General features: G+C 62.1%; 25 protein-coding genes and 1 tRNA gene. 15 read left to right on the top strand and 11 right to left on the bottom strand.

All coding sequences use genetic code 11. From position 1 onward, the window contains the following. Positions 1 to 17: 17 nt before the first annotated feature. From PP1Y_RS16260 to PP1Y_RS16240, 5 genes are all read right to left on the bottom strand, one after another. Positions 18 to 617 (bottom strand): DNA repair protein RecO, encoded by a 600-nt coding sequence (locus PP1Y_RS16260; RefSeq protein ID WP_013833206.1) that lies wholly within the window; start codon positions 615 to 617, stop codon positions 18 to 20. A gap of 46 nt (positions 618 to 663) precedes the next feature. After that, complete coding sequence (locus PP1Y_RS16255) at positions 664 to 1,185, bottom strand: hypothetical protein (protein ID WP_232512403.1); 522 nt, start codon at positions 1,183 to 1,185, stop codon at positions 664 to 666. A 23-nt stretch (positions 1,186 to 1,208) separates the two neighbouring features. Beyond that, on the bottom strand, positions 1,209 to 1,463 hold the full coding sequence (locus PP1Y_RS16250) for an accessory factor UbiK family protein (protein ID WP_013833204.1): 255 nt from the start codon (positions 1,461 to 1,463) through the stop codon (positions 1,209 to 1,211). A 41-nt stretch (positions 1,464 to 1,504) separates the two neighbouring features. After that, positions 1,505 to 2,059 (bottom strand): TspO/MBR family protein, encoded by a 555-nt coding sequence (locus PP1Y_RS16245; RefSeq protein ID WP_013833203.1) that lies wholly within the window; start codon positions 2,057 to 2,059, stop codon positions 1,505 to 1,507. A gap of 79 nt (positions 2,060 to 2,138) precedes the next feature. After that, on the bottom strand, positions 2,139 to 2,921 hold the full coding sequence (locus PP1Y_RS16240; RefSeq protein WP_013833202.1) for a TlyA family RNA methyltransferase: 783 nt from the start codon (positions 2,919 to 2,921) through the stop codon (positions 2,139 to 2,141). Positions 2,922 to 2,939: 18 nt separating this feature from the next. Between PP1Y_RS16240 and PP1Y_RS16235 the strand changes: the two genes are divergently transcribed. From PP1Y_RS16235 to PP1Y_RS16220, 4 genes are all read left to right on the top strand, one after another. Continuing rightward, positions 2,940 to 3,518 (top strand): hypothetical protein, encoded by a 579-nt coding sequence (locus tag PP1Y_RS16235; RefSeq protein ID WP_232512402.1) that lies wholly within the window; start codon positions 2,940 to 2,942, stop codon positions 3,516 to 3,518. A 1,117-nt stretch (positions 3,519 to 4,635) separates the two neighbouring features. Beyond that, the gene (locus tag PP1Y_RS16230) at positions 4,636 to 5,736 is read left to right on the top strand and encodes a branched-chain amino acid aminotransferase (RefSeq protein ID WP_013833201.1); all 1,101 of its coding nucleotides are present in this window, start codon (positions 4,636 to 4,638) and stop codon (positions 5,734 to 5,736) included. Between the two features lie 197 nt (positions 5,737 to 5,933). Beyond that, positions 5,934 to 6,782 (top strand): glutathione-dependent disulfide-bond oxidoreductase, encoded by an 849-nt coding sequence (gene yghU, locus PP1Y_RS16225; RefSeq protein ID WP_013833200.1) that lies wholly within the window; start codon positions 5,934 to 5,936, stop codon positions 6,780 to 6,782. Between the two features lie 85 nt (positions 6,783 to 6,867). Continuing rightward, positions 6,868 to 6,942, top strand: a tRNA-Gln gene (locus PP1Y_RS16220). 200 nt (positions 6,943 to 7,142) lie between these two features. Here the strand turns inward: PP1Y_RS16220 and PP1Y_RS16215 are convergent. From PP1Y_RS16215 to PP1Y_RS16200, 4 genes are all read right to left on the bottom strand, one after another. Beyond that, positions 7,143 to 7,394 (bottom strand): hypothetical protein, encoded by a 252-nt coding sequence (locus PP1Y_RS16215; RefSeq protein ID WP_041558926.1) that lies wholly within the window; start codon positions 7,392 to 7,394, stop codon positions 7,143 to 7,145. A gap of 394 nt (positions 7,395 to 7,788) precedes the next feature. Next, positions 7,789 to 10,134: a TonB-dependent receptor gene (locus PP1Y_RS16210; protein ID WP_013833198.1), complete on the bottom strand. Its 2,346-nt coding sequence runs from the start codon at positions 10,132 to 10,134 to the stop codon at positions 7,789 to 7,791. Positions 10,135 to 10,315: 181 nt separating this feature from the next. Next, complete coding sequence (locus tag PP1Y_RS16205) at positions 10,316 to 11,107, bottom strand: helix-turn-helix domain-containing protein (protein WP_041559360.1); 792 nt, start codon at positions 11,105 to 11,107, stop codon at positions 10,316 to 10,318. A gap of 157 nt (positions 11,108 to 11,264) precedes the next feature. Beyond that, positions 11,265 to 11,945 (bottom strand): isochorismatase family protein, encoded by a 681-nt coding sequence (locus PP1Y_RS16200; protein WP_013833196.1) that lies wholly within the window; start codon positions 11,943 to 11,945, stop codon positions 11,265 to 11,267. Positions 11,946 to 12,101: 156 nt separating this feature from the next. Here PP1Y_RS16200 and PP1Y_RS16195 point away from each other — a divergent pair, with 156 nt between their 5' ends. Then, complete coding sequence (locus PP1Y_RS16195) at positions 12,102 to 13,139, top strand: SMP-30/gluconolactonase/LRE family protein (RefSeq protein ID WP_013833195.1); 1,038 nt, start codon at positions 12,102 to 12,104, stop codon at positions 13,137 to 13,139. Here the strand turns inward: PP1Y_RS16195 and PP1Y_RS16190 are convergent. Next, positions 13,136 to 14,422, bottom strand: a complete 1,287-nt coding sequence (locus PP1Y_RS16190; protein ID WP_013833194.1) for a Xaa-Pro peptidase family protein — start codon at positions 14,420 to 14,422, stop codon at positions 13,136 to 13,138. The two genes, PP1Y_RS16195 and PP1Y_RS16190, sit on opposite strands and share 4 nt — an antisense overlap. A gap of 162 nt (positions 14,423 to 14,584) precedes the next feature. Between PP1Y_RS16190 and PP1Y_RS16185 the strand changes: the two genes are divergently transcribed. From PP1Y_RS16185 to PP1Y_RS16160, 6 genes are all read left to right on the top strand, one after another. Next, complete coding sequence (locus tag PP1Y_RS16185; RefSeq protein WP_013833193.1) at positions 14,585 to 15,970, top strand: MFS transporter; 1,386 nt, start codon at positions 14,585 to 14,587, stop codon at positions 15,968 to 15,970. A 5-nt stretch (positions 15,971 to 15,975) separates the two neighbouring features. Further along, positions 15,976 to 16,287, top strand: a complete 312-nt coding sequence (locus tag PP1Y_RS16180; RefSeq protein WP_083835213.1) for a hypothetical protein — start codon at positions 15,976 to 15,978, stop codon at positions 16,285 to 16,287. Then, positions 16,280 to 17,398, top strand: a complete 1,119-nt coding sequence (locus tag PP1Y_RS16175) for a class I SAM-dependent methyltransferase (RefSeq protein WP_051010047.1) — start codon at positions 16,280 to 16,282, stop codon at positions 17,396 to 17,398. Before PP1Y_RS16180 ends, PP1Y_RS16175 begins: the two co-directional genes overlap by 8 nt. Then, a complete protein-coding gene (locus PP1Y_RS16170) occupies positions 17,395 to 18,231 on the top strand; it encodes an alpha/beta fold hydrolase (protein WP_051010046.1) in 837 nt (278 codons plus the stop codon). The genes PP1Y_RS16175 and PP1Y_RS16170 overlap by 4 nt, the downstream gene beginning before the upstream one ends. Positions 18,232 to 18,551: 320 nt before the next feature. After that, complete coding sequence (locus tag PP1Y_RS16165) at positions 18,552 to 19,832, top strand: M24 family metallopeptidase (RefSeq protein WP_013833189.1); 1,281 nt, start codon at positions 18,552 to 18,554, stop codon at positions 19,830 to 19,832. Continuing rightward, positions 19,816 to 20,634: an alpha/beta fold hydrolase gene (locus PP1Y_RS16160; RefSeq protein ID WP_013833188.1), complete on the top strand. Its 819-nt coding sequence runs from the start codon at positions 19,816 to 19,818 to the stop codon at positions 20,632 to 20,634. Before PP1Y_RS16165 ends, PP1Y_RS16160 begins: the two co-directional genes overlap by 17 nt. 32 nt (positions 20,635 to 20,666) lie before the next feature. On the opposite strand, the gene PP1Y_RS16155 is transcribed toward PP1Y_RS16160, so the two are convergent. After that, positions 20,667 to 22,076 (bottom strand): MFS transporter, encoded by a 1,410-nt coding sequence (locus PP1Y_RS16155; RefSeq protein ID WP_013833187.1) that lies wholly within the window; start codon positions 22,074 to 22,076, stop codon positions 20,667 to 20,669. A gap of 387 nt (positions 22,077 to 22,463) precedes the next feature. Between PP1Y_RS16155 and xylB the strand changes: the two genes are divergently transcribed. The 4 genes from xylB (at position 22,464) to PP1Y_RS16135 (ending at position 26,407) form a co-directional block, all read left to right on the top strand. Beyond that, on the top strand, positions 22,464 to 23,906 hold the full coding sequence (gene xylB, locus PP1Y_RS16150; RefSeq protein WP_013833186.1) for a xylulokinase: 1,443 nt from the start codon (positions 22,464 to 22,466) through the stop codon (positions 23,904 to 23,906). Positions 23,907 to 23,920: 14 nt separating this feature from the next. Then, on the top strand, positions 23,921 to 25,234 hold the full coding sequence (xylA, locus tag PP1Y_RS16145; protein WP_013833185.1) for a xylose isomerase: 1,314 nt from the start codon (positions 23,921 to 23,923) through the stop codon (positions 25,232 to 25,234). A 2-nt stretch (positions 25,235 to 25,236) separates the two neighbouring features. Beyond that, a complete protein-coding gene (locus PP1Y_RS16140) occupies positions 25,237 to 25,512 on the top strand; it encodes a hypothetical protein (protein ID WP_041558923.1) in 276 nt (91 codons plus the stop codon). 166 nt (positions 25,513 to 25,678) lie between these two features. Next, positions 25,679 to 26,407 (top strand): TetR/AcrR family transcriptional regulator, encoded by a 729-nt coding sequence (locus tag PP1Y_RS16135; protein ID WP_083835210.1) that lies wholly within the window; start codon positions 25,679 to 25,681, stop codon positions 26,405 to 26,407. Positions 26,408 to 26,472 lie beyond the last annotated feature (65 nt).

The following is a 26,472-nucleotide window of genomic DNA, read 5'->3' as shown; positions in this document are numbered from 1 at the left end:
AGACTCGTCTTGTAGCTTCAGATACGTGCCAGCCGCTCACGCAGCAGGTCGCGCGCCGCCATAACGTCTCTGCGCCGATCAGCAAGCGGATACCTTGCCAGTTCACGTCCCAGTCTGTCGAAAGTGTCGAGAACGGCGACCCAATCCTCGTCCTGTGGCCGGGGCACGGGCACCCCGTAGCCCAGTTCGCGCAGCAGCAGCACTTCGAAGGACAGCAGCGGCAAGGCCCAGCCGCGCGCGGACGGCGCCACGCAAATCGCATCGAGCAAGGCCTCGAGCGCATCGTAAAGCGCGGGATAAGGATGCCGCTCGGGCAAGGCGATCGCGGTGAGCGCGGTGACCCAGGAAATGGCGGCAGAAGGCAAGGGCTCGGTCAGCCAAGGCCCGCGACTCTCGACAAGCTCGAGCCGCGCATAAGGCAACTGGCTTTCCGATCGTGCTCGGATCTCGGCATCGACCACGTTGCCCGGAATGACCACGGGCCGCAGGTTGCGCCCCCTGCCTCCTGCCACGTAAGCCGCAACGATGCCGCTCTCCTGTGTCAGCAGGCGCGCAATCACCGCCGTTTCGCCGTGCGGCCTCGTGGAACAGACTATGGCGGGAGCGCGAAGCTGCATGGCTTCCCTGTGCTACGGTTGATCGGGCGGGGCAAGCCGAGCGCGATCACCTTCGCCGCAAGGACCAGGGCGCGAAGAGCCCCGCACGGCCAAGCGCGCCCCACAGGAAACCGCAGATGGCCAGACTTGCCGGAACCTGCGCGGCAATCAGCAGGTCATGCCAATCCCGGCGCGCGGCGATGACCTCTCCCACGAGAGGCGCTGCCTGCGCCGTACCGAGAAGATAGAGCAAGGTCGCCAGCCCCGGAAACAGCGCTGCGAAGGCAGGCACGCGCCGCGCGATGAGGATAGCGAGACCCCAGAGGCCAAGGACGGCGAATGGCAGGCCGAGCGCCAGCGCTTCCAGTTCGGCCGCCGCGCCGCTGCGGTCCATGATGCCGGACACCGGAGCGACGAAGTCGGAAATTCGCCGGAAATGCCAGGAAAGCGGCAGGAGACCGGGCACGAGCACAGCCGCCGGCATCCAGCGCGGCATGGCGTCCGGCCAGCGCAGGCGCGCACGACGCCCAAGCGCCAGTCCAAGGACCAGCGCAGCGATGCCGTACAAGGTCAGGTAAAGGGCGGGCACCGGATCTGCGTCCGATGGACCGATCAACCCTTGGCGGAGAGCTTGGCCTCGAGCGCCGCGACCTGCTTCTTCAGCGTCTCGGTTTCCTCGCGCGCCGTCGCAGCCATTTCCTTGACGGCGTCGAATTCCTCGCGACTGACGAAGTCCATGTCGCCCATGAGCTCCTTGAAGCGCTCCTTGGCGGTATCACGGGCCTCACGCGTCATGCCTGCAAACGTGCCGGCGGCGCTGTTCATCATCTTGACGAAGTCGGCGATGAAGGGATTTTCGCTTTGCATGGCCCTATGATGGTGCGCACCGAAACGCGGCGCAAGGGGGGTCAGATCTCGAAACGCTCAACCGCAGGCGCAACATCGACGCCGTCCAGCTTGGGATTGGCTTCGAGAAACGCGTAATTGAGGTAAGTCGCGAAGAAAATCCAGGCGAGATACGGCACCAGCAGTGCCGCCGCGATCGGCCGGACCCGATAGAACAGGACTGCCGTAAGCAGGACCAGCACGTCGAGCAATGCAATCACGATCAGCCCGCCGGTAATCTGATGTGCACCGAAGAAAATCGGAGACCACGCAAGATTCAGCGCGAACTGCACGGTGAAGACGAGCACGGCAATACCGCGTCCCCGCGCTCCGCGAGCCGCAGCCACCATCGCCAGCGCAAGTCCCATCAGGACGTACAGTACGGTCCAGACGATGCCAAAGGCCGCCGGTGGCGGATAGACCTCGGGCTTCACCAAGGCGGCGAACCATGGATTGTCCGGCCCGCTCTGGGCCATTTTGCCGGAAAGAAAGCCGAGCAGCACAAGTGTCGGCACGAAGACCAAAGCCCATCGCGCAAAACTGGCACGCAACTGACCTGACGAAGCAAGCAGGTTCATCCCCGCATTCACCCCCGAATCACCAAGAGACCATGAAGATTAGGCAATTTGTGTAACGGCTGGAGCAAAGGTGCAATCGTTAGACGCCCCTGCGTGCCGAAACGAGAAACTCCACATTGCCTTCCGGCCCCTTGATCGGGCTTTCGACAATGCCTTCTACTTGCCAACCTTCACCCTCCAGCCAAGTGCGCACTTCGGCGCAGACACGTTCATGCAGGGCTGGGTCCCGGACAACGCCGCCCTTCCCCACTTCGTTGCGACCGACCTCGAACTGCGGCTTGATCAGGGCGACGAGCCGGCAATCGGGGGCTGCGAGGCGCAAGGGAACTTCCAGAACCTTGGCAAGTCCGATGAAGCTGGCATCGCAAACCACCCAGTTGCAGGGCGCATCGATAAGCTCAGGCGTGAGAATGCGCGCGGAAGTCTGCTCCAGGACAGTCACCCGCGGGTCCTGCCGCAGCTTCCAGGCGAGCTGGTTGGTCCCGGAATCGACCGCAAAGACCCGGCTCGCCCCATTCGTCAGCAGGACGTCGGTGAAGCCGCCGGTCGAACTGCCAATGTCCATCGCCACCGCATCGGCTGGATCCAGGCCGAAATGCTCGATGGCATGGGCAAGCTTGATGCCACCGCGCGAAACCCAGGGGTGATCGCGGCCGCGTACTTCCAGCGGCATGTCGCCGCGCAGGCTCTGCCCCGGCTTGGCAATCTTGGTTTCCCCGGAAAAGACGAGCCCGGCCAGTACCAGCGCCTGCGCGCGGGTGCGACTCTCCGCCAGCCCGCGGTCGACCAGCATCTGATCGACGCGCGCCTTGGGGGCGGGCTTTGGTTTTCCGACAGATAGTTGCGCAGATGGGTCAGTCATCGGGCCTGGGTACTTGAGATGGAGCGATTGTCATTCCATACCGGGAGCATGAAGGCAAATCCGCGCCTGCGCTCCACCTCCGTTTCGCTTCGCCTCCTTTCGGTCCTGACCGGGGCCCTGGCGCTTGCCGGCTGCATTCCGCAAGTGGCGGCTCCCCCGCCCCAACCGGCGCAGCGCCCCACGCCCACCCCGGCAACGACACCGACGCCCCTGCCACCTCCGGCTAGCGACTGGCGCGACGCACCGGCGACGCCAGGCGACTGGCAATACGCCCCCGGTTCGGCCGGCTCTTTCGCCAGTTTCGCCGGCGGCCAGTTCATCCTGCGCTGCGAGCGGCAGCAACAGAAGGTGTCGCTGACCCGCGCAGGCGTAGCTGCAGGTCCCGTTTCGATGGCGATCCGCACCACCGAAGGCGAACGCACCCTCGTCGCCAATCCGGTGCAGGGCGGCGTTTCGACAAGCCTGGCCGCCCGCGACCCGCTGCTCGATGACATGGCCTTCAGCCGCGGTCGCTTCGCAGTGCAAGTTCCGGGCATGGCAGCGCTCTACATTCCGAGCTGGACCGAAGTTTCGCGCGTCATCGAAGACTGCCGTTAACCCGGCCGCCGCCACGAATCGATCTTCGCATTCAGCTTCGCCGCGCCATTTTGCGCACGAGGCATGACAAGGCGGCCTCGTACCGGCCTCCACGGGATCGCCACGCGGCTGCAATTCCGAATCGACCATTAGTCACAACGCCATATCGGCTTTCCCGAAGAGAGCGGATTCGACCGCAAGCGGCTGATTCGATTTGCCGATCCCCTGCACTAGACCGCGGTAAGGTATTGCCCAAGAGCTGGGTCGCCTCTCCATGGAGACGAATCACAAGCCGTCCAAACGGCGATTCGGACTTCAAAAGCGGGTGAAAAAGCGCTGATTTCGGTAAATTCCGGCTCTCTTCAGGCCGCACTCAGCGGTGCCCCGAGCGGTGGGTCGAAATCGACCTCCAAGCTGGGGAAAACTGGCCGAAGTCATCATAATGACCGCAAAAAAAACGAATGCAAGACTTGTTGTGCGATGCGGAATCGGACACAAAAATACTCAAGACCGAAGGCCCCGGGAAACGCGCCCAGGACGACCTGAAGTCCCAGCCGCGAAAGCGGTGATCTTTGGCTCAACAGCGCGAAAGGAGGTGATCCGATGTCTCATGGTTCAGCAGAGAGGTCGGCAATTTCCGTCGCGAGGCATTATCGCTGAATTCTGATCAGGCGATAAAGGCTTTCGCTGGCGGCACTTCCGGCCGCTGACCATGCGAATGGCCGCACCGGTTTTCCGGTGCGGCCATTCTCATTGAGCAAACAATTCTCATGCAGCAAACAATCGAGGTCGTCCCGACTCGCGGGCACGGCCTTTTTTCATGCCCAGCGCCCTGGAGCAGCGCGGCCCTGAAGCAGCCGAGCGCCCATGCGTGCCGGCGACACCGGACTCGCGCAGTCCGATGCATCCATCCCTGCTCCTCGAATTGAGAAAATGAGGCTGGAAAATCGCCGGTAAGACGCCCATTGGCATCACTTGCTTTCAGCCGTTGCGGAAGACACCGCGCGCGCAGCAATTTGCCTCGCTGCGGCGACATGCTAATACATTACAGCTAAGTATCAAAATTTCTTTTCGGTTGCACTGAGCGCAATTTTTGTTCAACAGCGCGCCGCACGTACAATGATGAGGACCTAGTTCGATGGCGACGCTCGCCGATGCCGGCCTGACCTTCACTTCCCTGCCCCACCCCTCGCCGACCGGCGCGGATCAACGGGCTGCAATTCTTGCCAATCCGGGCTTCGGCACGAACTTCTCGGACCACATGGTGGTGATCGAGTGGACCGAGGGCCAGGGCTGGCACGATGCCGTGATCGGCCCGCGCCAGCCGATCGCACTCGATCCGGCCGCCTCTGTCCTCCACTACGCGCAGGAAATCTTCGAGGGCCTCAAGGCCTACAAGCAGGCGGACGGCAGCATTGCCCTGTTCCGCCCCGAAGCCAACGCCGCGCGCTTCAACCGCTCGGCCGAACGCCTCGCCATGCCCGAACTGCCCGAAGCGCTCTTCGTCGAATCCATCGAGCGCCTGGTGCAGGCCGACCGCGACTGGATCCCCGAGGCCGAAGGCGCTTCGCTCTACCTGCGCCCGTTCATGATCGCGACCGAGGCCTTCCTCGGCGTGCGTCCGGCCAAGCAGTACAAATTCATCGTCATCGCCAGCCCGGCGGGCAACTACTTCAAATCGGGCGCCCCGGCGGTCTCGATCTGGGTCAGCGACTATACGCGCGCCGCTCCTGGCGGCACCGGTGCAGCCAAGTGCGGCGGGAACTACGCCGCCAGCCTCGTGCCGCAGGGCGAGGCGATTGCCCGTGGCCACGACCAGGTCGTCTTCCTCGATGCCGCCGAGCACAAGTGGATCGAGGAACTGGGCGGCATGAACCTGTACTTCGTATTCGACGACGGTACCCTGCTCACGCCGGAACTGACGGGAACGATCCTGCCCGGCATTACCCGCGACAGCCTGCTCACCCTTGCCCGCGAGGAAGGGCTCACCGTCACCGAAGGCCGCTATTCGATCGACCAGTGGCGCGAGGATGCGCAATCGGGTCGGCTCGTCGAGACTTTCGCCTGCGGCACCGCCGCCGTGGTCACCCCGGTCGGCAAGGTTTCCGGGCGCGACGGTGAATTCACCGTCGGTTCGGGCGGCCCCGGCCAGCTCACCCAGAAGCTGAAGAGCCGCCTCGTCGCCATCCAGCGCGGGCAGGAAGCCGATACCCACGGCTGGATCCGCAAGATCGGCTGATCGAGCCGCCTCTCGGTCACGGGATTTCGCGAAAAGGCCCGGCAACGCATGGCGCTGCCGGGCCTTTTCTCGTTGGACGAGCAATCGTCCGCTCCGAACCGACGCCCTGCCGTGCAGGACCTTGTCCCCGGACAGGGCCGATCTTACCTACCGGGCCTGTGCCCCTATCCCTTACAGCGAAACAGGATGCCCCCCGCATGACCGATCTCACCTACACGCCGCCGAAAGTCTGGACATGGGATGCGGAAAACGGCGGCCAATGGGCCAAGACCAATCGCCCGATCGCCGGGCCCACGCACGACAAGGAACTGCCGCGCGGCCAGCACCCGTTCCAGCTCTATTCGCTGGGCACGCCCAATGGCCAGAAAGTCACGATCATGTTCGAGGAACTGCTCGCGGCAGGCATAAGCGATGCGGAGTACGATGCCTGGCTGATCTCGATCGGCGATGGCGACCAGTTCGGATCGGGATTCGTCTCGATCAATCCGAATTCGAAGATCCCTGCTCTGCTCGACTGCTCGGGCGATGAGCCGATCCGCATCTTCGAATCGGGCGCGATCCTCGTCCACCTCGCCGAGAAATTCGGCAAATTCCTTCCCACCGCACCTGCCGCGCGCGCCGAGTGCATGTCATGGCTGATGTGGCAGATGTCCACGGCCCCGGTGATCGGCGGCGGCTTCGGGCACTTCTACGCTTATGCGCCCGAGAAGTACGAGTACCCGATCAACCGTTATGCCATGGAAACGAAGCGGATCTTCGATGTCGCGGACCGGCGCCTTGCCGAGAACCGCTACCTCGCCGGGGACGAGTACACGATCGCGGACATCGCCACTTACGGCTGGTTCGGCGCATTCCTTCGCGGTGACGCCTATGACGACGGAGCAACCTTCCTGGACATTCCCAGTTACAAGAATGTCGTGCGCTGGGGCGAGGAAGTGGGCAACCGCAAGGGAGTCCAGCGCGGCCGCATCGTCAACCGCAACAGCGAAGGCTTCGTAAGCGAACGCCACAGCGCTGCCGATATCGACGCGGTCCTTTCCGCCTGATCGCATGGCGGGGGGCCAATTGTCCGAAACATGCGATTGGCCCCTTTTCAGCCCGAACATTAGCCGCTAAGCGCGCATTCCCTGCTGGGGCGTCGCCAAGTGGTAAGGCACCGGTTTTTGGTACCGGCATTCGCAGGTTCGAATCCTGCCGCCCCAGCCAGCAGCTTTCTGCGAGTCCTGCCCTGTCAGCGTCACGGGCACAGAACGCGTACCGCAGATCAGCCTCGGTGAAGCTCCAGTTTCGCCACCGCAGAATCGCCTGGCGCGACGACAGCATAGGATCGGGCTCGTCCTGGTCATGTTCAGGCTCATCAACATATTGCTAATTGAACCTGCGCCAGCCCGTGGCTGCTGACGTAGCTACTGGCCGGTACCTTTTTCATCGGTCATGCGCTGGACGAGCAATTCGATCTCATCAGGGTTGAGGACCCATGTTCGTGTCTTCTGACCTGTTCTGAACACCGGTCGTGTCAACAGGATGCGCGCTTGTTCCTTGGCGAAAGGCTTGAAGAGCGAGAAGTGCATCACGCATTCCAGGATCGTTCCAATGACCGGCGTTTTGCCGTCCAGATCGATCAGCGTCGCAGGCTGGTCCCAGGGTATGTTCATCATCGCCCCCGATTATCGTGCAACACCTCGGCTGCAAAGCGTCAAACACCCGACCCAGCGACCTTATTGGCGAGGAATGGGATCGCCTAGCGCTGTCGATGCCCAAACCAAGGCGCTGATTCCCGACCATGCGAGGTAGATTTTCGCGAGGCAATCAACGCCGTGCGCCACCTTGTTCGGTCACCCTATAGCCGGTGCCAGGAACTGGCGCGCAGGTTATCGGGACGGGTAGCCGTTGCGGAGGGCTTCTTCACCCTGCCCTCTCCGCTCCGATGCGCATTGCTTTCAGCGGCACACCATCTGCCCTTGGAGACTGTCTGGCATGGCACACGAAAAAGGAGCGACCGCAACGCGCGATCGCCCCCTTCCCCTGCCAGCTTGCTGACAAACGTATTGATCAGAACTTGTAGGAGCCCTTGACCCCGAAGGTGCGGGGCTGCGGCGGCGCCACGATCAGCGTATTCTGGCCTTCACCGGCTCCAAGACGCGGGTTGGAGCTGCGCAGGATGTTGGTTGGCGTCTTGTCATCGAACAGGTTAGTGACAAAAAGTTCGACCGAGTAGTGCTCGCTGCGCAAGCCACCGCGCAGATTGAAGCGGTTTGCCGGATCGGTATAGGCAAGGTTCGCTTCGGTCGCGTACATCCGTCCGGTGTAGGTGTAGTCGAGGCGGGCAAAGCCGTCCCAGGTCGCATTGATCGGGCGATCATAGGAGACCGAGGCCGATCCGCTGAACTCTGCGTAACGCGGCATAAGGTTACCTACCGGATTGCGATTGCCGGTGATGAACACGCATTCTGCGCAGTCGGTATACTTGATCTCGCTTCCTGCCCAGTTGAACGTGCCCTCGATCGTGAGGTAGTTACTGGCTCGCACCGTTGCTTCAAGTTCGAGACCGTAAAGATCGGTCGAACCGTTAGCGAGAGTGACGGTCGTCGTCTGCAGCGTGGGCGTGCCGCCGACGTCGATGGTATAGGGAATGTTCTGATTGATCTGACGACCGCGCCATTTCATGTAATAGGCGGAGGCCAGAAGCCGCAGGCGCTTGTCGAAGAATTCGCCTTTAACGCCAGCTTCGAAGTTGGTGAGCTTCTCTTCAGGCACTGCAAGCGGGACGTCCTGAACCGCAAGAACGGCATCTATCGTGGTCTGCGGCAGGGAGAAGAAGTTGGTATTGAATGTGCCCGGGCGGGTGCCGCGCGAATACGATGCATAGACATCGACGTCGGGCGTCACGTGGAAGTTCGCGATCAGGCGCGGACTGAAGGACTTGAAGGTCTTCTTGGCATCCGCGGCTATGTTGTAATGGTGAACTTCGTCCCACTGGTAGCGGCCTTCGGCACTGATCGTGACGATCTGACCGAAATCGTAGCTGAGCGAACCGAAGATACCCGTCGTCCTTGCATCGTAATTTGTCGGGCTTCCGAGATTGATGAATGTGCCGTTGATGTCAGCACGAACGCCAAAGTAAATGCCTTCCTCGTAGTAGTTCGCGCCCACAAGGAACTGCAGAGGCCCTTTCCCCGAAGTGCCGAAGCGCAACTCGGCCGAGGTATTGTCGATGTTATAGGGCAGATAGACCGCACGGAAATAACTGGGGTCCGGCCTGTTATAAGTCTCGGTCAGCGCGCCCCAGTCGTTTTTGTTGTGCCCGAAGTTGCCCGAGATCGCGTAATCGTCGAGGTCGTAATTGAAGGAGCCGATGATCTGGTAGGCTTCACGCTCGAGACCGAGATGATCGATGAAACCATCCTTGAGAACGCCGTTGTCTGTAATGAGCGAATAATCGGTGAGACCACCGAGCAGGGTGTTCTGCGAAATCCACTGCTTCGGGGCCGAACCGACACCACCGCAGATATAGTTGTTGCCGTCAACCGCCCGACCCGTTCCGCCGGGATTGCAGTTGTAATGGTCCTCCGCAAGCAGGGCCTGTGCCGATGCACCGTCGGAATCTTCCCACATCGTGCCGTACAGGCGAACGTTCAGGCGGTCGGTGGGCTGGAAGTTGATGGCCAGCGATGCGGCGCGGGTTTCGCGCGAGCCCGCCTTGCCCGGGTAGCCGAAGTTGTCGTAGGCGCCATCCGTCTTGTAGTAATAACCACCGACGCGCACCCCCAGCACGCCCTTGACCACCGGGGCTTCCACGGAGGCATTGAGCGTAAGCGTATCGAAGCTTGCGTAGGAGGCATCAATCTTGCCGCCCCATTCCTCGAGCGAAGGTGCGCGGGTCACGAAATTGATCGCGCCGGCAAACGTCGAACGGCCGAAATATGCGCTCTGCGGCCCCTTGACGACCTCGACACGCTCAACATCGCCGAGGCCCGGAACGGCGCCGGTCGGGATGGCGACGCCATCGACGAATACGGTTACGCCCTGCCGGTTCGGAGAATCGCCCGGATACATGCCACGCATGGAGAAAGTGCTGAAACCGCGATCATTGCGGTTGGCGGAACTGTTCTGGTAGCGCAGGCCAGGCACGAAATCATTGAGTTCATTGAAACCCTGCACACCCCTGGCTTCGAGACCTTCACCGCTGATCGCAGAGATAGACAGCGGAACGTCGAGAATGCTTTCGTCGCGCTTTCGCGCGGTGACCACAATGTCACCCGAGAATTCGGTTTCCGCGGACGCTTTGTCACCGGAACCCGCAGTCTGCGCGATCGCCGAAGATCCGGCACATACCGCAACAAGTGCCGTAGTAACCTTAAGTCCACTCTTGATAATTTTCAAGTAATTGCCAGTCATGTTAGATGCCCTCATCAACGCCATAGCAAGTGCTTCGCCCTGCCCCACATTTTCTTGATTTATTTATTTAGTGTGATGCAAAGTTTGCCATGACCCCAGCCTGCAAGCGCACACTATCCACTGCGCGAGAAAAAACTACGACGCAAAAAGCTGTAAATGCGTCATCCTTATGACAAAGAATTCAATGCCTTGTCTCTACATCGCACAGCGATTGTGCAATATTCGTGGCCGTTTCCTGCAAGGGCCGAACAAAGCTGGCTTCAGCCTGATCCATCTTCGCGGCCCTGACAAAAAAGGCGAGGGTCAGTGCGCCGACAACCTCTGCATCACGCAGGATCGGCACTGCAATCGACGATGTCTTGCCCGGATTGGCCGTGAACTGATTGAACATGCGAGCCGCGTAACCCTCCGCGCGAATACGGCTGGCCAGTTCCTCCTTCTGAAACATCTCGAGGATTCCCGGGGACTCGATCTTAGGCAAGAGCTTCATGCTTTCCAGCAGTTGCTCGCGGTCCTCATCGCTCATGTAGGCGAGCGTCGCGTGACCTGCAGCGGCCTCCAGTATCGGCATCGAATAGCCCGGATGATAGGTATTGAAGGTCAGCGCCGTGATCGAATGCGTGGAATCGCGAATGACCATCGAATGGCCGACCCGGGTCGAAAGCGTGATCGGCCAGCCCACGCGCCGCGTCAGGTCGATGATATGAGGCCGGGCCGCCTGGATGAGGATGCCGTCGCCCTGGAATCCGTTGGAGAGCGTCTGGACCAATGCGGTCGGCCGGTAGCGCTTGCGGTCGGGCTCCTGCTCGATCAGTCCTTCGTGCATGAGCGAATGAACCAGGCGGCTCGCCGTGGGATAGGGAACCTGTGAAGCCCGGGCGATCTGCATGAGGGTCAGCGAACCGCCTCGGTTGATGGCCTGAAGGACAGCCAAACCTCGACTGAGGGCGCGGATCGGTTTGTCATTGTTCATGCTGCGGATATTCCGCATTTCTGAATGCCATGCGGATAAACTTATAGCCCTTTGATCGCCTGGCGGATAAAACCCTTACAGTTTCTTCATTTCATCGGCGGGAAAGCCCGGCGCCGCGGCCGATTTTCTCGGCTCACGGAGCAAACGGATCGACCGGCTACCGCGACTCAAGCCATTCGATCACCTCGCTGACCGGCAGGACATCGGCATATTTCAGCTGCAGATCGGTAAGGTTCGCATAGTGGAAACTCTCGTGCTTGTCGGCACAGGTCTCGATCGGAACGATCGTCCGGTACCCCCGGCTCAGCGCGTCGACTGCAGTAGCGCGAACACAGCCCGAAGTGGAGCCACCGGTAACGACCACGGTGTCGACATCGTGCGACGTGAGATAACTTCCCAGCGGCGTTTCGAAGAATGCGCTTGGCATGCGCTTGTCGAAGATCGCATCGACCGACGGATCTATCTCGCAGCGCACATCGAAGTCGTGACGCCTGCTGCCGCGCTTGATGTTCTCGAGACTGTCAGGCGTATTGGTCCGCCGTCCCCAGATCCCGGCATCGGCGCCGGTTCCCATGTAAGCCACTTGCGTCCAGACCACCGGCATCGCGCATTCACGAGCGAGGTGGGAAATCTGATTGGTGAATTCGATCTGCCGCGGATCGGCTTCGTAAGCGGTGCTGAACTCGTCGATCCGCGTGTAGGCATTCTGGAAGTCGACATTGACCACTGCCAGCTTGCGCCCAAAGCCGAAGCGGGCGCGTTGCGGATCGGCCATGACGCTTTCGAAGATCTCCTTCGCGGTGCGCGTGTCACTGGCCATTTTCGTGCCGCGTGGCATCGTATCGCAATCTCCTGATCTGATGGCGCTGACGCCGCCGCCTACCCTACTCGCTGACATCGGATCTGCGCGGGACGAAGCCATAGAATGTCCACAGGGTGGAGAGGGACGCTGCCCTCCTCCTCAAGCGAGCCCCCAGGCTGCTAGGATACCGCGATGACAGGACGCTTCCTTGGATCATGTGCACAAGCGCGGGCAGGCGTCCGTTCGCTGACCCGCAGATCGGTGCTGGCAAGGACAGCTTGCCTGCTTGCCGCCGCAGGCGCGTCCCGGCGCGGTCTTGCGCGGGAAGCTCTGCCAGACGGGGTCAGGACGATAGCGAAGGGGCTCAAGTTCCCCGAAGGCCTGTTCACATATCCCGACGGCGCAATCGGCTGCGTCGAGATTGCCGGCGGAACCCTGCTGCGCATCGACAGGAGGGGAAGGCAGGAGATCACGGCCCGCCCGGGCCCCGGGCCAAACGGCGCGGCGCTGCTGCCGGACGGATCGGTCCTCGTGGCAGACAACGGGGGCATCGCCTTTCGCCGGACGGAGCAAGGCTTGCGTGTTGCCGGATTACCTGCCGACCTCGCCCCCGGCCGCATCGTGCGGGTCGCGCCGGACGGTGCAGTAGAATCACTCTATACGCAGTGCGACGGCGCTGCGCTCAACGGCCCGAACGATCTCATCCTCGACGGCCTCGGTGGCTTCTGGTTCACCGATACCGGCAAGTTGCGCCCTACAGGCCAGGACCCCGGTGCGCTTTATCATGCACGGCTGGATGGAAGCCGCATCGAGCGAGTGCTCCACCCGCTCGATGCCCCGAACGGCCTTTGCCGTACGCCCGATGGCGATCTGCTCGTCGTCCTGTCCAAGGCGCGCACGGTACTCAAGTTGCCGGCGCGCGGCGACACGCTGGGGCCGGCTGCGGTCTTCGCGCGGCTGCCGGGAGCGATGATCCTCGACAATATCGTGTGCGACGAGGATGGAACCACGCTGATCGGCTGCGTCAGGCCAGGGGGGATCGCGGTGGTTTCACCGGGTGGGATCTTGCAGGCGCTCATCGCCCTGCCCGATTTTGCAGTGACCGCCCTGGCCTTCGCAGGAGAGGATCGACGCGAGGTCCTCGCCTGCCTCTCCAGCACCGGGCGGATCGTCAGCCTTGCATGGCCGCGGCCCGGACTGGACCGCGCAATGGTGCCCGGAACAGCCTAGACCGGCTTTACCCGCAAGGCGGTATCCATCGAAGTAATCGCCTCGCAGCCATCCTTGCGAACGATCATCATGTCCTCGACATGCGTCGTGCCCCAACCGAATTCGTGGTAGGGCATGTCCAGCGTGAAGACCATGTTCTCCTCGAACGTGAGGTGATGATGGCCCGGCATCTCGGCCCCTACCGAGACCGGATGATCGGTATGCTCGAGGCCGACGCTATGCGGCCCGGCGATGACGAAGCCGGGGAAACCCTCCGCGTGAACGGTCTTGAGCGTGAGGTCGACGATTTCCTTGAAGGTCTTGCCCGGCCGGATGTTCTCATAGGCGACCTGCAGCCCGCGATTGACCGCCTCGAAACGCCGCAGCATCTCCGCGTCCGGCTCACCGAACAGCACTGAACGTCCGACATCGCCGCGATACTGCTTGTAGCTGGTCACGCTGTCGAGCTTGATGAGTTCGCCTGCTTCCACTTTCCCGGTTGCGAGGCCGCGGATGTTGGCGATGATCCACTCCGAACGGCAGCCGTGTTCTGCAGCAAGGCGGGCATGGATGTCCGAGAGCGCCTCGAGCGGCATGCCCACTTCCATCCGGTCGATCACGCCGTTCAGGACGGTCTCCCCGACCCGGCCTGCAGTGCGCAGAAGTTCGATCTCCGCAGGACTCTTCACCATACGGATCTCCTTGAATACGTTGAGAGCGTCCATGCCCTCAAGGTCTTCAAGACCGATCTCGTGGAGCCAGCCGAGCACGCGCGGATCGTCGAAGCCCAGGCGCTTGTCGGCCAGTCCAGCTTCGCGAATGGCGCGGGCCAACGCGCGCGTCGCAGTCGTCTCGGAGCTTCCCTGGTGCGCGGCATAGCGATCGAGCAATTGCCGGTCACGCGGTGCCATCGCTGCATTCTCGCGCGTGGGAAAGGGCGTAAGCGGCGTGTTCCTGTCGATCGTATCTGCCGAGACGACCTGGTCCAGATCGAGTTCTTCGGTTGAAAACTCGTAGTCGCGCGCCTGTGTCTTGGGCGCGACGCGCGTGATGAAAGTCGCGACGTTGGGCATCCAGGTCGGACAATGTTCGAGGTGATAGACTCCGGTTCCCGGCATCACCAATGCCGCCGGAGCATTCTCGTCGCGCGGCAGCAACGCGTAGAGCGTGTAGTTGCGCGACATGAGGAACATCGTGCCCCAATAGTCGGAAAGATAGTAGATATTCTCGCGAAAGGCGGCCACGAGTCCGTCCAACCCGTGACGGTCCATGACCTGATTGGCACGTTCGCGATTGAGTAGCATGATCCGGACTCTTTGCTGCTGATGTACGGCCCCGGGTCTAGGTGGGATCTTGCCCGCTACAACGCGCAGCCGCAGTCATTATCCGCAGCGTGGATAGGGCGGCAAGGCCTCTATGCCAGTGGGCGCCGTGATGGCCTAACCGGAAGCGATGGAAATTATGCAATGAAGCACGAGGCCACTTTCGGGCAGCAGGATCAGGCGGCGCCGCTGCCCCTTGGCATCTACTTCGGATGGGGTCTGGGGACGCTCGGCATCACCGCATACATGGTGGGCAGCTATCTCCTGCTACGCTTCATGACCGACTACATGGCCGTCCCCGCCGAGGTCGCGGGAACGATCTTCGCACTGGCCAAGATCTATGACGCCGTAGCCGATCCCCTGATCGGTTCGTGGAGCGACCGCTTCAATTCGCGCTGGGGCCGCCGGCGCCCCTTCCTGATGGCAGGTGCATTCGGCTGCGGGCTGATCTTCATGCTCGCTTTCAACATGCCGGTTGTGCCTACCGAGGGCGCTGCGATTACCATGCTGGCGGGACTGCTGCTGCTCCACGCAACGTCCTATGCGATCTTTGCCGTACCCTACATGACGATGCCGGCCGAAATGACCGACAACGCACATGAACGATCGAAGCTGATGTCGTTTCGCGTCGTCAACGGATCGCTTGGCAACATGCTGGGGGGGTTTGCGACGGCCTCGCTGATTGCCTATTTTGGCGGCGGTCTGGCCGGTCACCGCGCGATGGGCGTGATCATGGGCATCGTGATATTCGCGATCCTGATGGGCTGCTTCTTCATGACTTCGCGGGCGCGCCTGCGGCCAGTCGATGCGCGCAAGCACATTCCCTACCGCCAACAGCTCAAGCTTGCGTCGCGCAACCGGCCCTTCGTCATCCTCCAGATCGCCAAGCTGATGCTCCTGAGCGCTGCGGCGCTGCATACCGCATCGGCCCCGTTCTTCGTGCAACGCAGCCTGGGCATGTCCGACGAATGGCTCGGCACGATCTATCTCACCCTCACCATCGGGACGGTGATCGCGCAGCCGGGCTGGTTATGGTTGGCCCGGCGGGTCGGCAAGCGTACGGCCTACACTTTCGGCGGCGTGTTCACGGCTTGCGTCTGGATCATGTGGTTCCCGCTCGGCCACGGCACGCCGGAATGGATGGTGATCGCCATCGGCCTGCTGGCCGGCCTCGGCAACGGCGGAATCGTGATGATCAGCCAGTCGATGTTGCCGGATACCATGCAGTTCCAGTATCTGCGCACCGGCAATCGCATCGAGGGCAGCTTCGCGGGGCTCTACATCATGGTCGAGAAGCTGGGGCAGGCGATCGGCGCCTCGCTGACCGGCATCATCCTCGGCCTGTTCGGCTATATCGAAGCCAAGGGCGGCATCACGGTTGCTCAGCCGCAAAGCGCGGTCCTTGGCATTGCACTGTGCTACAGTATCTTTTCGACCGCCTTCCTGGTCTTGAGCATCGTTGCGATGCGTTTCTATCCGCTGGACGAGCGCACGATGACCCTTCGCGGCGAACCAACTGCGGGAGACTGACATCCATGGACCGACCGTACCAACGCCGCCTCGCCGTCCCGGGCATGAGCCAGGGAGAAGACCGCCTGCTCGGCATGATCGTGGCGCTTACCTCACAGGTTGCGGCGATGCGTGAGCGTATCGATACACTCGAAGTCCTGCTCGAAGCGTCTGGCATGCTCGATGCGGATTCGGTTGAGCATTTCGAACCGAACGAAAACGACGCAGAACGTCGCGACGGTCTGCGCGCGGATCTCATCGCCAAGGTGATGCATCCCCTGCGCGATGCAGCCGCACGCGAGGCCGAGCAAGCCCGGAAAGGATCGCCCCATGACTGAAGGCCATGCAATGCTTGCGCGCACCAATCATGACGAAAGGGCCGAACAGCTCTTCGTGCGCGACCTGAAGACCTACATCGCCGGCACACTGGAGCCCTCGATTGCCAAGAGCGCCGAATGCCTCGATCCGGGCGAAGGCCACAATTCCCGTGCGGAAACGACATACCGGCTGCTGCAGGAAAGCGAGAGCTTCGGCGGCTACCTTTCCTTGCGCAGGGCCAGCCAGGAACTGCTCTGGTCGCTTGTCGGAGCAAGCGTGGACAGGCAGAGAGGCGACCTCGACGCAGCGGCGCGATCGGCACCGGTCCGCGGTTCGTTGACCCTCGATCCGCAGACCAAACAACCCGAGTACCTGGCTGATCGCGACGTACATCTCATGCCGGGCGGTTACGGTGCGGACATCGAAGGCGTCGCCCAAGGAGCGCTGATGGATCGCGGCGGAGCGGTCTACATGCTCGGGCGCAACGGCGGTCTTCTCAACGACGGGCGCGGATGGACACTCGCCTCGCACCTCAAGACACGCTGGCCCGGCCGCGCCCCCAAGCGCATCCTCGAACTGGGTTGCGGGATCGGTGCCTCGGCCGTCCCGCTTGCAAAGGCATTTCCACAGGCCGAAGTTCACGCGCTCGACGTCGGCGCCTCGATGTTGCGCTATGCCCACGCGCGGGCCGCATATCTGGACGTCGACATTCACTTCACGCAGGGCAATGCCGAAAGAGCCCCCTACGAAGACGAAAGCTTCGACTGCGTCTTCACTTGCGTCGTTCTGCACGAGACAAGCCCTGCCGGCATCGAGGCGATCATGGCCGAATGTGCCCGCCTGCTGAAACCCGGCGGTATCGTCGCACATCTCGAGGTGCCCCAACGATACGACAGTGTGCCGCTATGGACGAAAGTGCGTGGCGAGATCGAACACGAATACAATAACGAGCCCAACTGGAAAGTCGCAATCAGCGCCGACTACGCTGCGCAACTGACTCGCGCGGGTTTCATCGATATCGAAACCGGCTTCCAGGACGCTGTGCGCGACGCTTCGCCAGGATCTTTCGACCAGGTGAGCAAGGGAGTGTTTCGTTCGTGGTTCCTCGCCTCTGGCGTCAAGCCGCAATGATGGCGCAAGTCGATCGCGCCTTTGCCCGGATCGATGAAGGGCTGGTACATTATCGCCATGCCGGCATCGCCGATGGCCCGGTCCTGCTGATGCTCCACGCCTCTCCGGGCTCATCGCGTGGGCTCGAGCCCCTCATGGCCGCGCTTACAGGTGCCAAGCCGGACCTGCGCCTGATCGCCCCCGATACGCTGGGCAATGGCGATAGCGCGCCGCCCGCTCCGGATGAGCCCGAAATCTCCTATTTCGCAGACCGTCTGCTCGCGTTTCTCGACAGGCTCGGGATCGACCGTGTCGCGATCTACGGCACCCACACCGGCGCCCGCATTGCCGCGGAATGTGCGCTCCAGGCACCGCGACGGATCAGCCACGTGGTTTTCGATGGCATCGGCGATTACGACGAAGAAATGCGCGCGCTCCTGCTCGACCGATATGCGCCCGAAGTCACGCCCGGCGAATATGGTGAGCACCTGATCTGGGCTTTCAACTTCATCCGCGATCAGGCGCTCCACTACCCCTGGTTCCTGCGCGATCCCGAGCATCGGTTGATGACCCGCGCCGTTCCCGGCGGCCAGGAAATGCACGAGCGGGTCGTCGAACTGCTCAAGAGCATCAGCAGCTACCACAAGTCCTACCGCGCCGCCTTCGCCTATCGCGCCAGCGAGCGCCTGCCGCTGTTGGAAACCCAGGCCACGTTCCTCGACGGCCAGGCGGAACTGCCCGTACTCAAGGAAAAGCTCCGCAAGCTCGCTGCTTCGGTCCGCGGCGCGCAAGTCGTCGAAGTCGAAACCAGTCCGCAAGGCAAGGCCGCGGCCATCGCGGCGACACTCGACTGAAGCCGGGTTCCCGCGCGTTCAGTCCTTCCGGATTCCAGCCTGGCGCTGACATGGCCAAGCGCGGAATGGCCAAGCGCGAAATGGCCGAGCGCGGAATGGCGGCGGGCGATGGCATGAAGCTCTTCGAAACCGTCGCCACGGGGCCGAGATGCCTGTGTCATCCTCCGTGTCTCATGCGCAGGCCCAATCTGCCTCCTGACAACAGGCCGCGTAGCAGTGAGCACCCGAATTGCTCACTGTGCAGATAATCGGCGCGGCAGCCCTGCCCCGTTACCCGCAATGGACGCATCACCTGACCGACCAGTGCGAAGGGAAAGACAATGCTGCTCAACCGCGAACGCGCCAACCGGATCATGGACCGCGAAGGGCTCGACGCTCTCGTCGCCGTCGCTCCGATCAACGTGTACTATCTCTCGGACTATTGGGGGGCGCTGATGCGCATGCGCCGCTCGTTCTACAACTACGCGGTGCTGACACGCGACGAGAGCAAGCCATCCGCCCTGATCGTCACCGGCGTCGAGCACTTGCGCTTCTTCCATAACCCGGCCGCGACCTGGATGGAAAATCGGATGCCCTACGTCCACCCGATATACCAGGACAGGCGCGATTTCGATCCGGACGTCGAAGATCCCGAAGCGATTGAATACGGGATGAAATGGCCGATCTCGCACGACACGTTGAGCCCGCGCGACAAGGAATACCTGGCCTACATGGAGGCGCATCGCGGCAAGGCATCGGTCAATGCACTTTATGCTCTGAAGAAGGGCTTGCAGGAAGCCGGACTTGAAAGCGCTCGGATCGGTTCCGACGATCCACGCATCGGGCCATGGCTGCATGAAATTGGCTTGCCCGGCGTAATGATCAGCGAGGCGACCACTCTTTTCCGCGAAATCCGCATGGTCAAGACCCCGCGCGAAATCGAACTGATGCGGCAGGTCGCCCGGATGAACGAGGAAGCGCTGGAGGCCGTTATCGATTCACTGCGGGTGGGAATGCCGCGCACCGAGCTGGAACGCATCTACAACGTCGAAATCGCCAGGCGCGGCGGACGCGGCCTGTATCTGGCCACCGGACAGCACGGGACCAACAATAACCTTGGCGGCGTACTGGAAACCGAGACGATCACGTTCGACGGCCTGTGCGAATACCAGAACTACCATGGAGATCTCGGTCGCGTTGCGGTTTGCGGGAGCCCGCGCCCCGATGTCGTGGAGCGCGTGAAAGCGCTGGAAATCGGCTGCGAAACCCTGCTCAAGACGATTCGTCCCGGCATAACCGCAAACGAGGTGACATCGACGGTAATCGAAGCCGTGCGCAAGGGCGGCTTCGAGGGATTCTTCTTCGCCACACCGCACAGCATCGGCCTGGAACATTCCGACCACATGATCCCGATCGGCCCCACCCTCCCCGGCGGCAATGGCGAATTCGTGTTCGAAGAAAACATGATCTTCTCGCTCGACATGCCCTATTACGAAATCGGCTGGGGCAACCTCCATGTCGAAGACCAGATCCTTGTCACCGCCAACGGCGCCGAACCGTTGACGAACTGTGACGTTTCCCTGCGCGTGCGACCAGCCACGCCCTATGGCGCGGCGGCCTGACATCCCGGTCAGGCGCGCCTATGCGCAGGTCGGTCCCGGCCAGCTGCACTATCGCATCTGCATTCCGCAAGAGCCGACCCGGCGCCCCCTCATGCTGTTCCACCCGACTCCGAAAAGCGGCTGGATCTACGAAACGATCATGCCCCTGTTGGCGGCGCAGGGGCGGACCGTCATCGCACCGGACACGCCTGGCTATGGCGCCAGCGACCCTCCGCACGAAAGACCTTCCATCGAAGGCTATGCCGAAGCGATGCTGGCACTGGCCGATGCTCTTCTTGCGGGCGAATGCCTCGACGTAGCAGGCTACCACACCGGGTCCTCGACCGCCGTGCAAATGGCAGTGGCGCAACCCGAACGGATCGGCAAGATCGCGCTGTTCTCGATTGCCGCCTACGATGCCGAGGCCCGCGCGGCGAAACTGCGCAGCCTTGCACCGTTCAAGACCGTTTGCGAAGACGGATCGCATCTCTCCCGCATGTGGAACACGGTTGCGCAACTGAGCGATGCGCGTGCCGATCCTGAATGGCGCCAGCGTTCGGTGACGGAGAACCTGCGCGCAGCGGACGGACCTGCAGGCTACCGAGCGGTCTATAACCACGACTTGAAAGCAGCCGCGCGCAAGGTGCGCCAGCCGGTCCTTCTCATCAATGCGCAGGACGACCTGTGGGAACTGACCCGGTTGAACCGCGATTGCTTTCCTCACTGCATCTACCGAGAACTGCCAGGCACCGCCCATGGCATGTTCACCTTCGCCGCCCCAGAGATCGCGCGGCTCCTGCAGGACTTTCTAGACGTGGACTGACGCGCGCCGCCAGGCTTTGCCGGGGAACGGGCTCAGGCCTGTACAGTATATTCGGGCATGTCAGCCAGCGCCCTCTCGTCCAGCTTGTAACGCGACATCGCAAGAAAGCTGGAAAACGCCAACAGGGCCGGAAGGACGGCGATCCCTGCATACAGCGCAAGGACCGTGGAGTGTGATTGCGCGACAAGCGCTCCGCCCTTGGTCGCAGTATAGCCGGCGGCTGCAAAGAGCAGCCCCATCAGGCCAGGACCAACGGCAAAGGCAACCTTTTCCATGAAGGCGTAGATACTGGAATAGACCCCTTCACGGCGTTGACCGGTAAGTTTGCGGTCGTACTCCATGACATCCGGTAACATCGAAATGCCCATCAGGGTGACTCCGGCCGCGCCTATTCCGTTGATCGTACCGCGGATCCAGAGTTCGGTTACGGTAATGCCCTCAGCGGTGAACGCATAGCTTGCGTAAAGCAGGGCAAGACAAAGGATCGCGGCCTGGTACGAAGCGGTCTTGCCAAAGCGACGTCCGCACCAGGTCCAGAACGGTACGACAATCATGGCAGTGATATTCTGCGACAAGGTGAGGTGGACCAGCCCCTGGTAACCGACCTTGAGCACGTTGAGCAGAAACAGCAACTTCGTGGTGCTGATCACCGAAATGGCGAGATAGAGGAACATCTTGGCGGTCATCAGCTGAACGAAGGATCGATTACGCAGCAACGAGAGCCATTGCTCCTTCGCCGGTACACTGGTCCTTACGTCCCGTTCGACGCGCTTGGCCTTGCGGGTGCCGACAAAGGAAATCACCATGGTCGTGAAGACGAGCGAGGCGGCCGCTGCGCCCATCCAGGCATATCCGGGTCCGCCCCCCCCGCCCCACTCGACGATCATCGCCATGACGGCAGCCGAAGTCAGCTGACCGATGGCAATGAAAAAGGTACGGAAGGACAGCAGGCGGGTTCGCTCATGGTAACCGTCGGTCATCTCGCCCGCCATGGCCACGTAAGGCACAGCGAAGAGCGAATATCCGGTCGAGTAGATGACCAGGGCCACGGCCATATACACCGTCAGCCCCACACCCGTGAGCGCAGGCGGCGCGAAAACCATCAGCAGCGAAACCGCACCGATGATCGCGCCGGCGAGCAGGTAGGGGCGGCGGCGGCCCATGCGGCTCCTGGTGCGATCGCTGGCTACGCCGATCAGAATATCGGCCATGATGTCGTAGAGCTTGGAGACCGTAAGCAGCACTCCGGCAAGCGCCGCAGATTGGCCAAGAATGGTCGTCATCAGGACCGGGAAGAAGATCGTCACGACGTTGAGCATGATCGACACGCCGAAAGAGCCGACTCCGAAACCCAGGCACACCCCGAAAGGCAGGCGTTCCGGCTCGCTCCCCTCGGCGCGCGGTTTCGCGGAACTGGCGGCTGCGGGTCGAGAGATGTCCATGGCCGGACTATCTCTCAGCATCGCCCGCGCATGTAAAAATGTTGTCACACTATCCGTCAGGTGAAGAGTTGCTCGCGGTCCGGCACACTTGCGGATCCGTAACCGGCAGAATCGTCCTCCACCTCGCGCGACCTTCGCGGCCTCACGCCGCCCAGCCTCCCCGCGCCTCTCCGGTTTGGCGCCCCGTCCCTGTGCAGTCCGCAAGGCGCCGACAAGCGCGCTGCAATGCAGTGCGCGGGAACCCGCCGCAAATAGCACCCGCAATTCAGCAACCTGATCCGATCGCCGCTCACAATGCCCTTAGTCTCTTGCCTTAGGGGTTATGGTAGCGCTATCTGCAGGACTAGAATGATCGATCGTGAATCGGATGGGAGAGTTGTTCAGGGCATGTTTCTGGGAATTGACATCGGCACGTCCGGCGTAAAGGCGGTGCTCATCGACACGGCGGGAACCGTGCGCGACCAGGCGTCTGCCCCGCTGACAGTCTCGCGTCCGCAGCCGCTGTGGTCGGAACAATCACCCGACGACTGGTGGGCCGCTACCGAGGCTGCCGTGCTGGGGCTTTCGGCGCCACTTCGCGCCAAGGCCCAGGCCATCGGACTGGCCGGGCAGATGCATGGAGCGACAATGCTCGGCGCCGACGATCGCCCGCTGCGTCCTGCCATCCTCTGGAACGACGGTCGCAGCTTCCAGGAATGCGAAGACCTGGAGGCGGCCGAACCGGATTCGCGGCGCATCGGGGGCAACCTGATGATGCCGGGATTTACCGCTCCCAAACTTCAATGGGTGCGCCGCCACGAACCCCGGATCTTTGCCGAAGTCCGCTCGGTCCTCCTGCCCAAGGATTACGTCCGCCTCGTCATGACTGGCGAGAAGGCGACTGACATGTCCGATGCTGCTGGCACCCTCTGGCTCGATGTTGCCCGGCGCGACTGGAGCGATGCTCTCCTTTCGGCCACAGGCCTTTCGCGCGAACATATGCCCAATTTGTTCGAGGGCAGCGAAGTGACCGGGCAGTTGCGCCCCGAGATTGCTTCGCGGTGGGGCATGGACAGCGTTCCCGTCGCGGCAGGCGCCAGCGACAATGCCGGCGGCGCTGCAGGGATCGGGATGATTTCGGACGGCGATGCTCTGCTCTCGCTCGGCACCTCGGGCGTGATTTTCGTGGCGACGCAGCAGTTTCGTCCCAATCCCGGGCAGGCGGTGCATGCCTTCTGTCACTGCCTGCCGGACATGTGGCACCAGATGAGCGTCCACCTCTCCGCCGCATCCTGTGTCGATTGGGCCGCGCGCCTGATGGGGCTGGATGCACCGGCCGACCTGTTCTCCCTTGCCGAGCGGGCCGGCGCGGCGAACGGCCCGGAACTGTTCCTCCCCTATCTTTCGGGCGAGCGAACGCCGCATAATGACCCGCATGTGCGCGGTGCATTCCTTCGCGCGGACAACGGGACCGACCAATCGCGCCTGGCCGCGGCAGTGCTGGAAGGCGTGGCCTTCGCCCATGCCGACGGTCTTGCTGCACTGCGCGAAGCGGGGACGCATGTTTCGTCACTGTCGGTCATCGGCGGCGGCGCAAGGTCCCGCTACTGGGGTTCGATCCTCGCCGCTGCACTCGACGTGCGGCTCGAATATCTTGACGGCGGCGAAGTCGGTCCTGCGCTGGGCGCGGCCAAGCTCGCGATGATGGCCGCGACCGGCGCTTCGGCAGCCCAGGCGTGCGTGCGCCCAGCCGTCATCGACGCCATCGCACCCGATCCGCTGCTGGCCGAGCGCCTGGCACCCAAGCTTGAGAAATTCCGCCGCGCCTATGCGGCAGTTCGAGAACTGTGAAAGGAATAAGAAGGATGTCTGCCGAATACTTCGCCGAGTTCGACACGGTCCGTTACGAAGGCCCGGAAAGCACGAACGACCTTGCCTATCGCTGGTACGACAAGGACCGCATGGTCATGGGCAAGCGGCTCGAAGATCACCTGCGCTTCGCCGTCTGCTTCTGGCACACCTTCTGCTGGCCGGGCAGCGACGTTTTCGGCGCGGGCACGTTCACCCGTCCCTGGCACGCCGGCCCGAACGACGCCAAGGCCGCGCGTGCCAAACGCGAAGCCGCGCTTGCCTTCGTCGAGAAACTCGACCTGCCCTTCTACTGCTTCCACGACGTGGACGTGATGGCGGACGCCGAGGACGCCACCAGCTTCCGCGCCAGCTTCGCCGAAGCCGTCGATCATCTCGAGGAACTGCAGGCCAGGCACGGCCGCAAGCTGCTATGGGGCACTGCCAATCTCTTCGGCCATGCGCGCTACATGGCGGGCGCTGCGACCAATCCCGATCCGGAAGTCTACACCTGGGCGGCCATGCAGGTGCGAGATGCGCTGGAAGCCACCCATCGCCTCGGCGGTTCCAACTACGTCCTGTGGGGCGGCCGCGAAGGCTACGACACGATCCTCAACACCGAGATCGGCATCGAGCAGGAGAACTTCGGCCGCTTCCTGCAGCTTGTGGTCGACCACAAGCACCGCATCGGCTTTACCGGAACCATCCTGATCGAGCCCAAGCCGCACGAGCCGACCAAGCACCAGTACGACTTCGACACGCAGACCGTTTATGCATTTCTCAAGCGCTTCGGCCTCGAGAACGAGGTCAAGGTCAACATCGAGGCAAACCACGCGACGCTTTCGGGCCACACCTTCGAGCATGAACTGGCAATGGCGCGCGCGCTGGGCATTTTCGGCTCCATCGACGCCAACCGCGGCGACCCGCAGAATGGCTGGGATACCGACCAGTTCCCCAACTCGGTGGAAGAACTGACGCTCGCCATGCTCGAAGTGATCCGCGCCGGCGGCTTCACCACCGGCGGTTTCAACTTCGATGCCAAGGTGCGTCGCCAGTCGATCGACGCGGCAGACCTGTTGCATGGCCACATCGGCGGCGTCGACACGATCGCCAGGGCTTTCCTGCGCGCCGCTGCCATGATCGAGGATGGCCGCCTGGAGGCCTTCCGCGCGGATCGCTACGCAGGTTGGAAGGGTGAGCTTGGCCGCAAGATCCATGCGCCCGACGCCACCCTTGCTTCTATCGCCGATATCGCGGTCCATTCCAATCGCGCACCTGAGCCGAAGTCCGGCCGTCAGGAATGGTGCGAGAACTACGTCAACCGCTTCTGAGGTTGATCGACACCGACATGATAAAGACCCGCCGTTTGCATCAGCAGACGGCGGGTCTTTCGTTTCCCGATATTACTGCGCCCGATGGCTGCCCGACTCTGCGGCGCCTGGCCTGGCCTGGCCCCGGATCGGCCTTGACCTCATCTTTCCAGCGCTTTCTTCTCGATCTGCCCAACGTTTCCCATACCGCTTGCACCTTGATAGAACCAGAATACGATTCTGTAGATGCGCAAGAGACGGGATGCGTCAAAGTACCGTTGCCGAAATGGATCGAATGACCAGCGATGAATATGGCAGATGCAGCCCACACGACAGCAAGGATCGGGCTGCGATCCTTGCGCATCCTCGGATCTGCTTTAGTTCACCCGAGCAAACGGTTGCCTCGCTCAAAATCAGGTCGCCATTCAAGAACGGCAGGCGACTGGGCTCGATGACAGGGACAACATGAGCAAACCAAAGCCCAACATGAAACTGGCGGCGATCGCTCCGAAGGCCGGGACAGCCAAGTCCGAACACGCGCTTTCGGCAAGCCAGTCCGAGTCCCGCCAGCCAATGCAACCGCGCAGCCAGGCTTCTCTGGACCGCATGCTGACCGCAGCAAGGAAACTCATGATCGAGCGTGGCGGCGAGGACTTCACGCTTCAGGAAGTCAGCAATATCGGCAAGGTGTCGACCGGCTCGATCTATCATCGCTTCGCAGGCAAGGACGAACTGGTCCGCGCCGTGATCGAACGCGAACTGGCGGTCATGGCCGATGACGAGAACCGCGCCTTTGCCGAAGCGCTGAATAATTCAGCGAACCTTGACGCGTATATTCCAGCCTACGTCCGCGCGTTCTCAGACATCCTGCGCAAGAATTCGCTTATGCTGCGGCTTGCCATGCGGCGCGCAACCGTCGACCATGAAGTGTCCCACTCCGGTAACCGGCGTCACCGGGAATCGACCGAATCGCTCGCTTGCGACCTGAGCCGCTTTCGCGGAGAGATCTCTGGCGATGCGGACACGAAGGCCGCCATGGCTTTCCACATCGCCTTTTCCACGCTGGTCCGCCAGTTGAGCCTCGAGTCCATCGACCCTGAGTCAAACCATAGTGATTGGAGCATGATGCTTCACGAACTCAGCGAGATGATCCTGGCCTATCTCAAGTTCGGAAGAAGCCGCAGCACCTCCTGATTGACCAAGTCCCGAAAAGGCCACCACCGGGCCGGAAAGAGAGAAGGACGCGCAGATACCGGCGC

The organism is Novosphingobium sp. PP1Y (genome assembly GCF_000253255.1).
Classification (GTDB): domain Bacteria; phylum Pseudomonadota; class Alphaproteobacteria; order Sphingomonadales; family Sphingomonadaceae; genus Novosphingobium.
The sequence above is the reverse complement of the archived record's forward strand: the minus strand, read 5'-3'. Positions and strand labels throughout refer to the sequence as shown.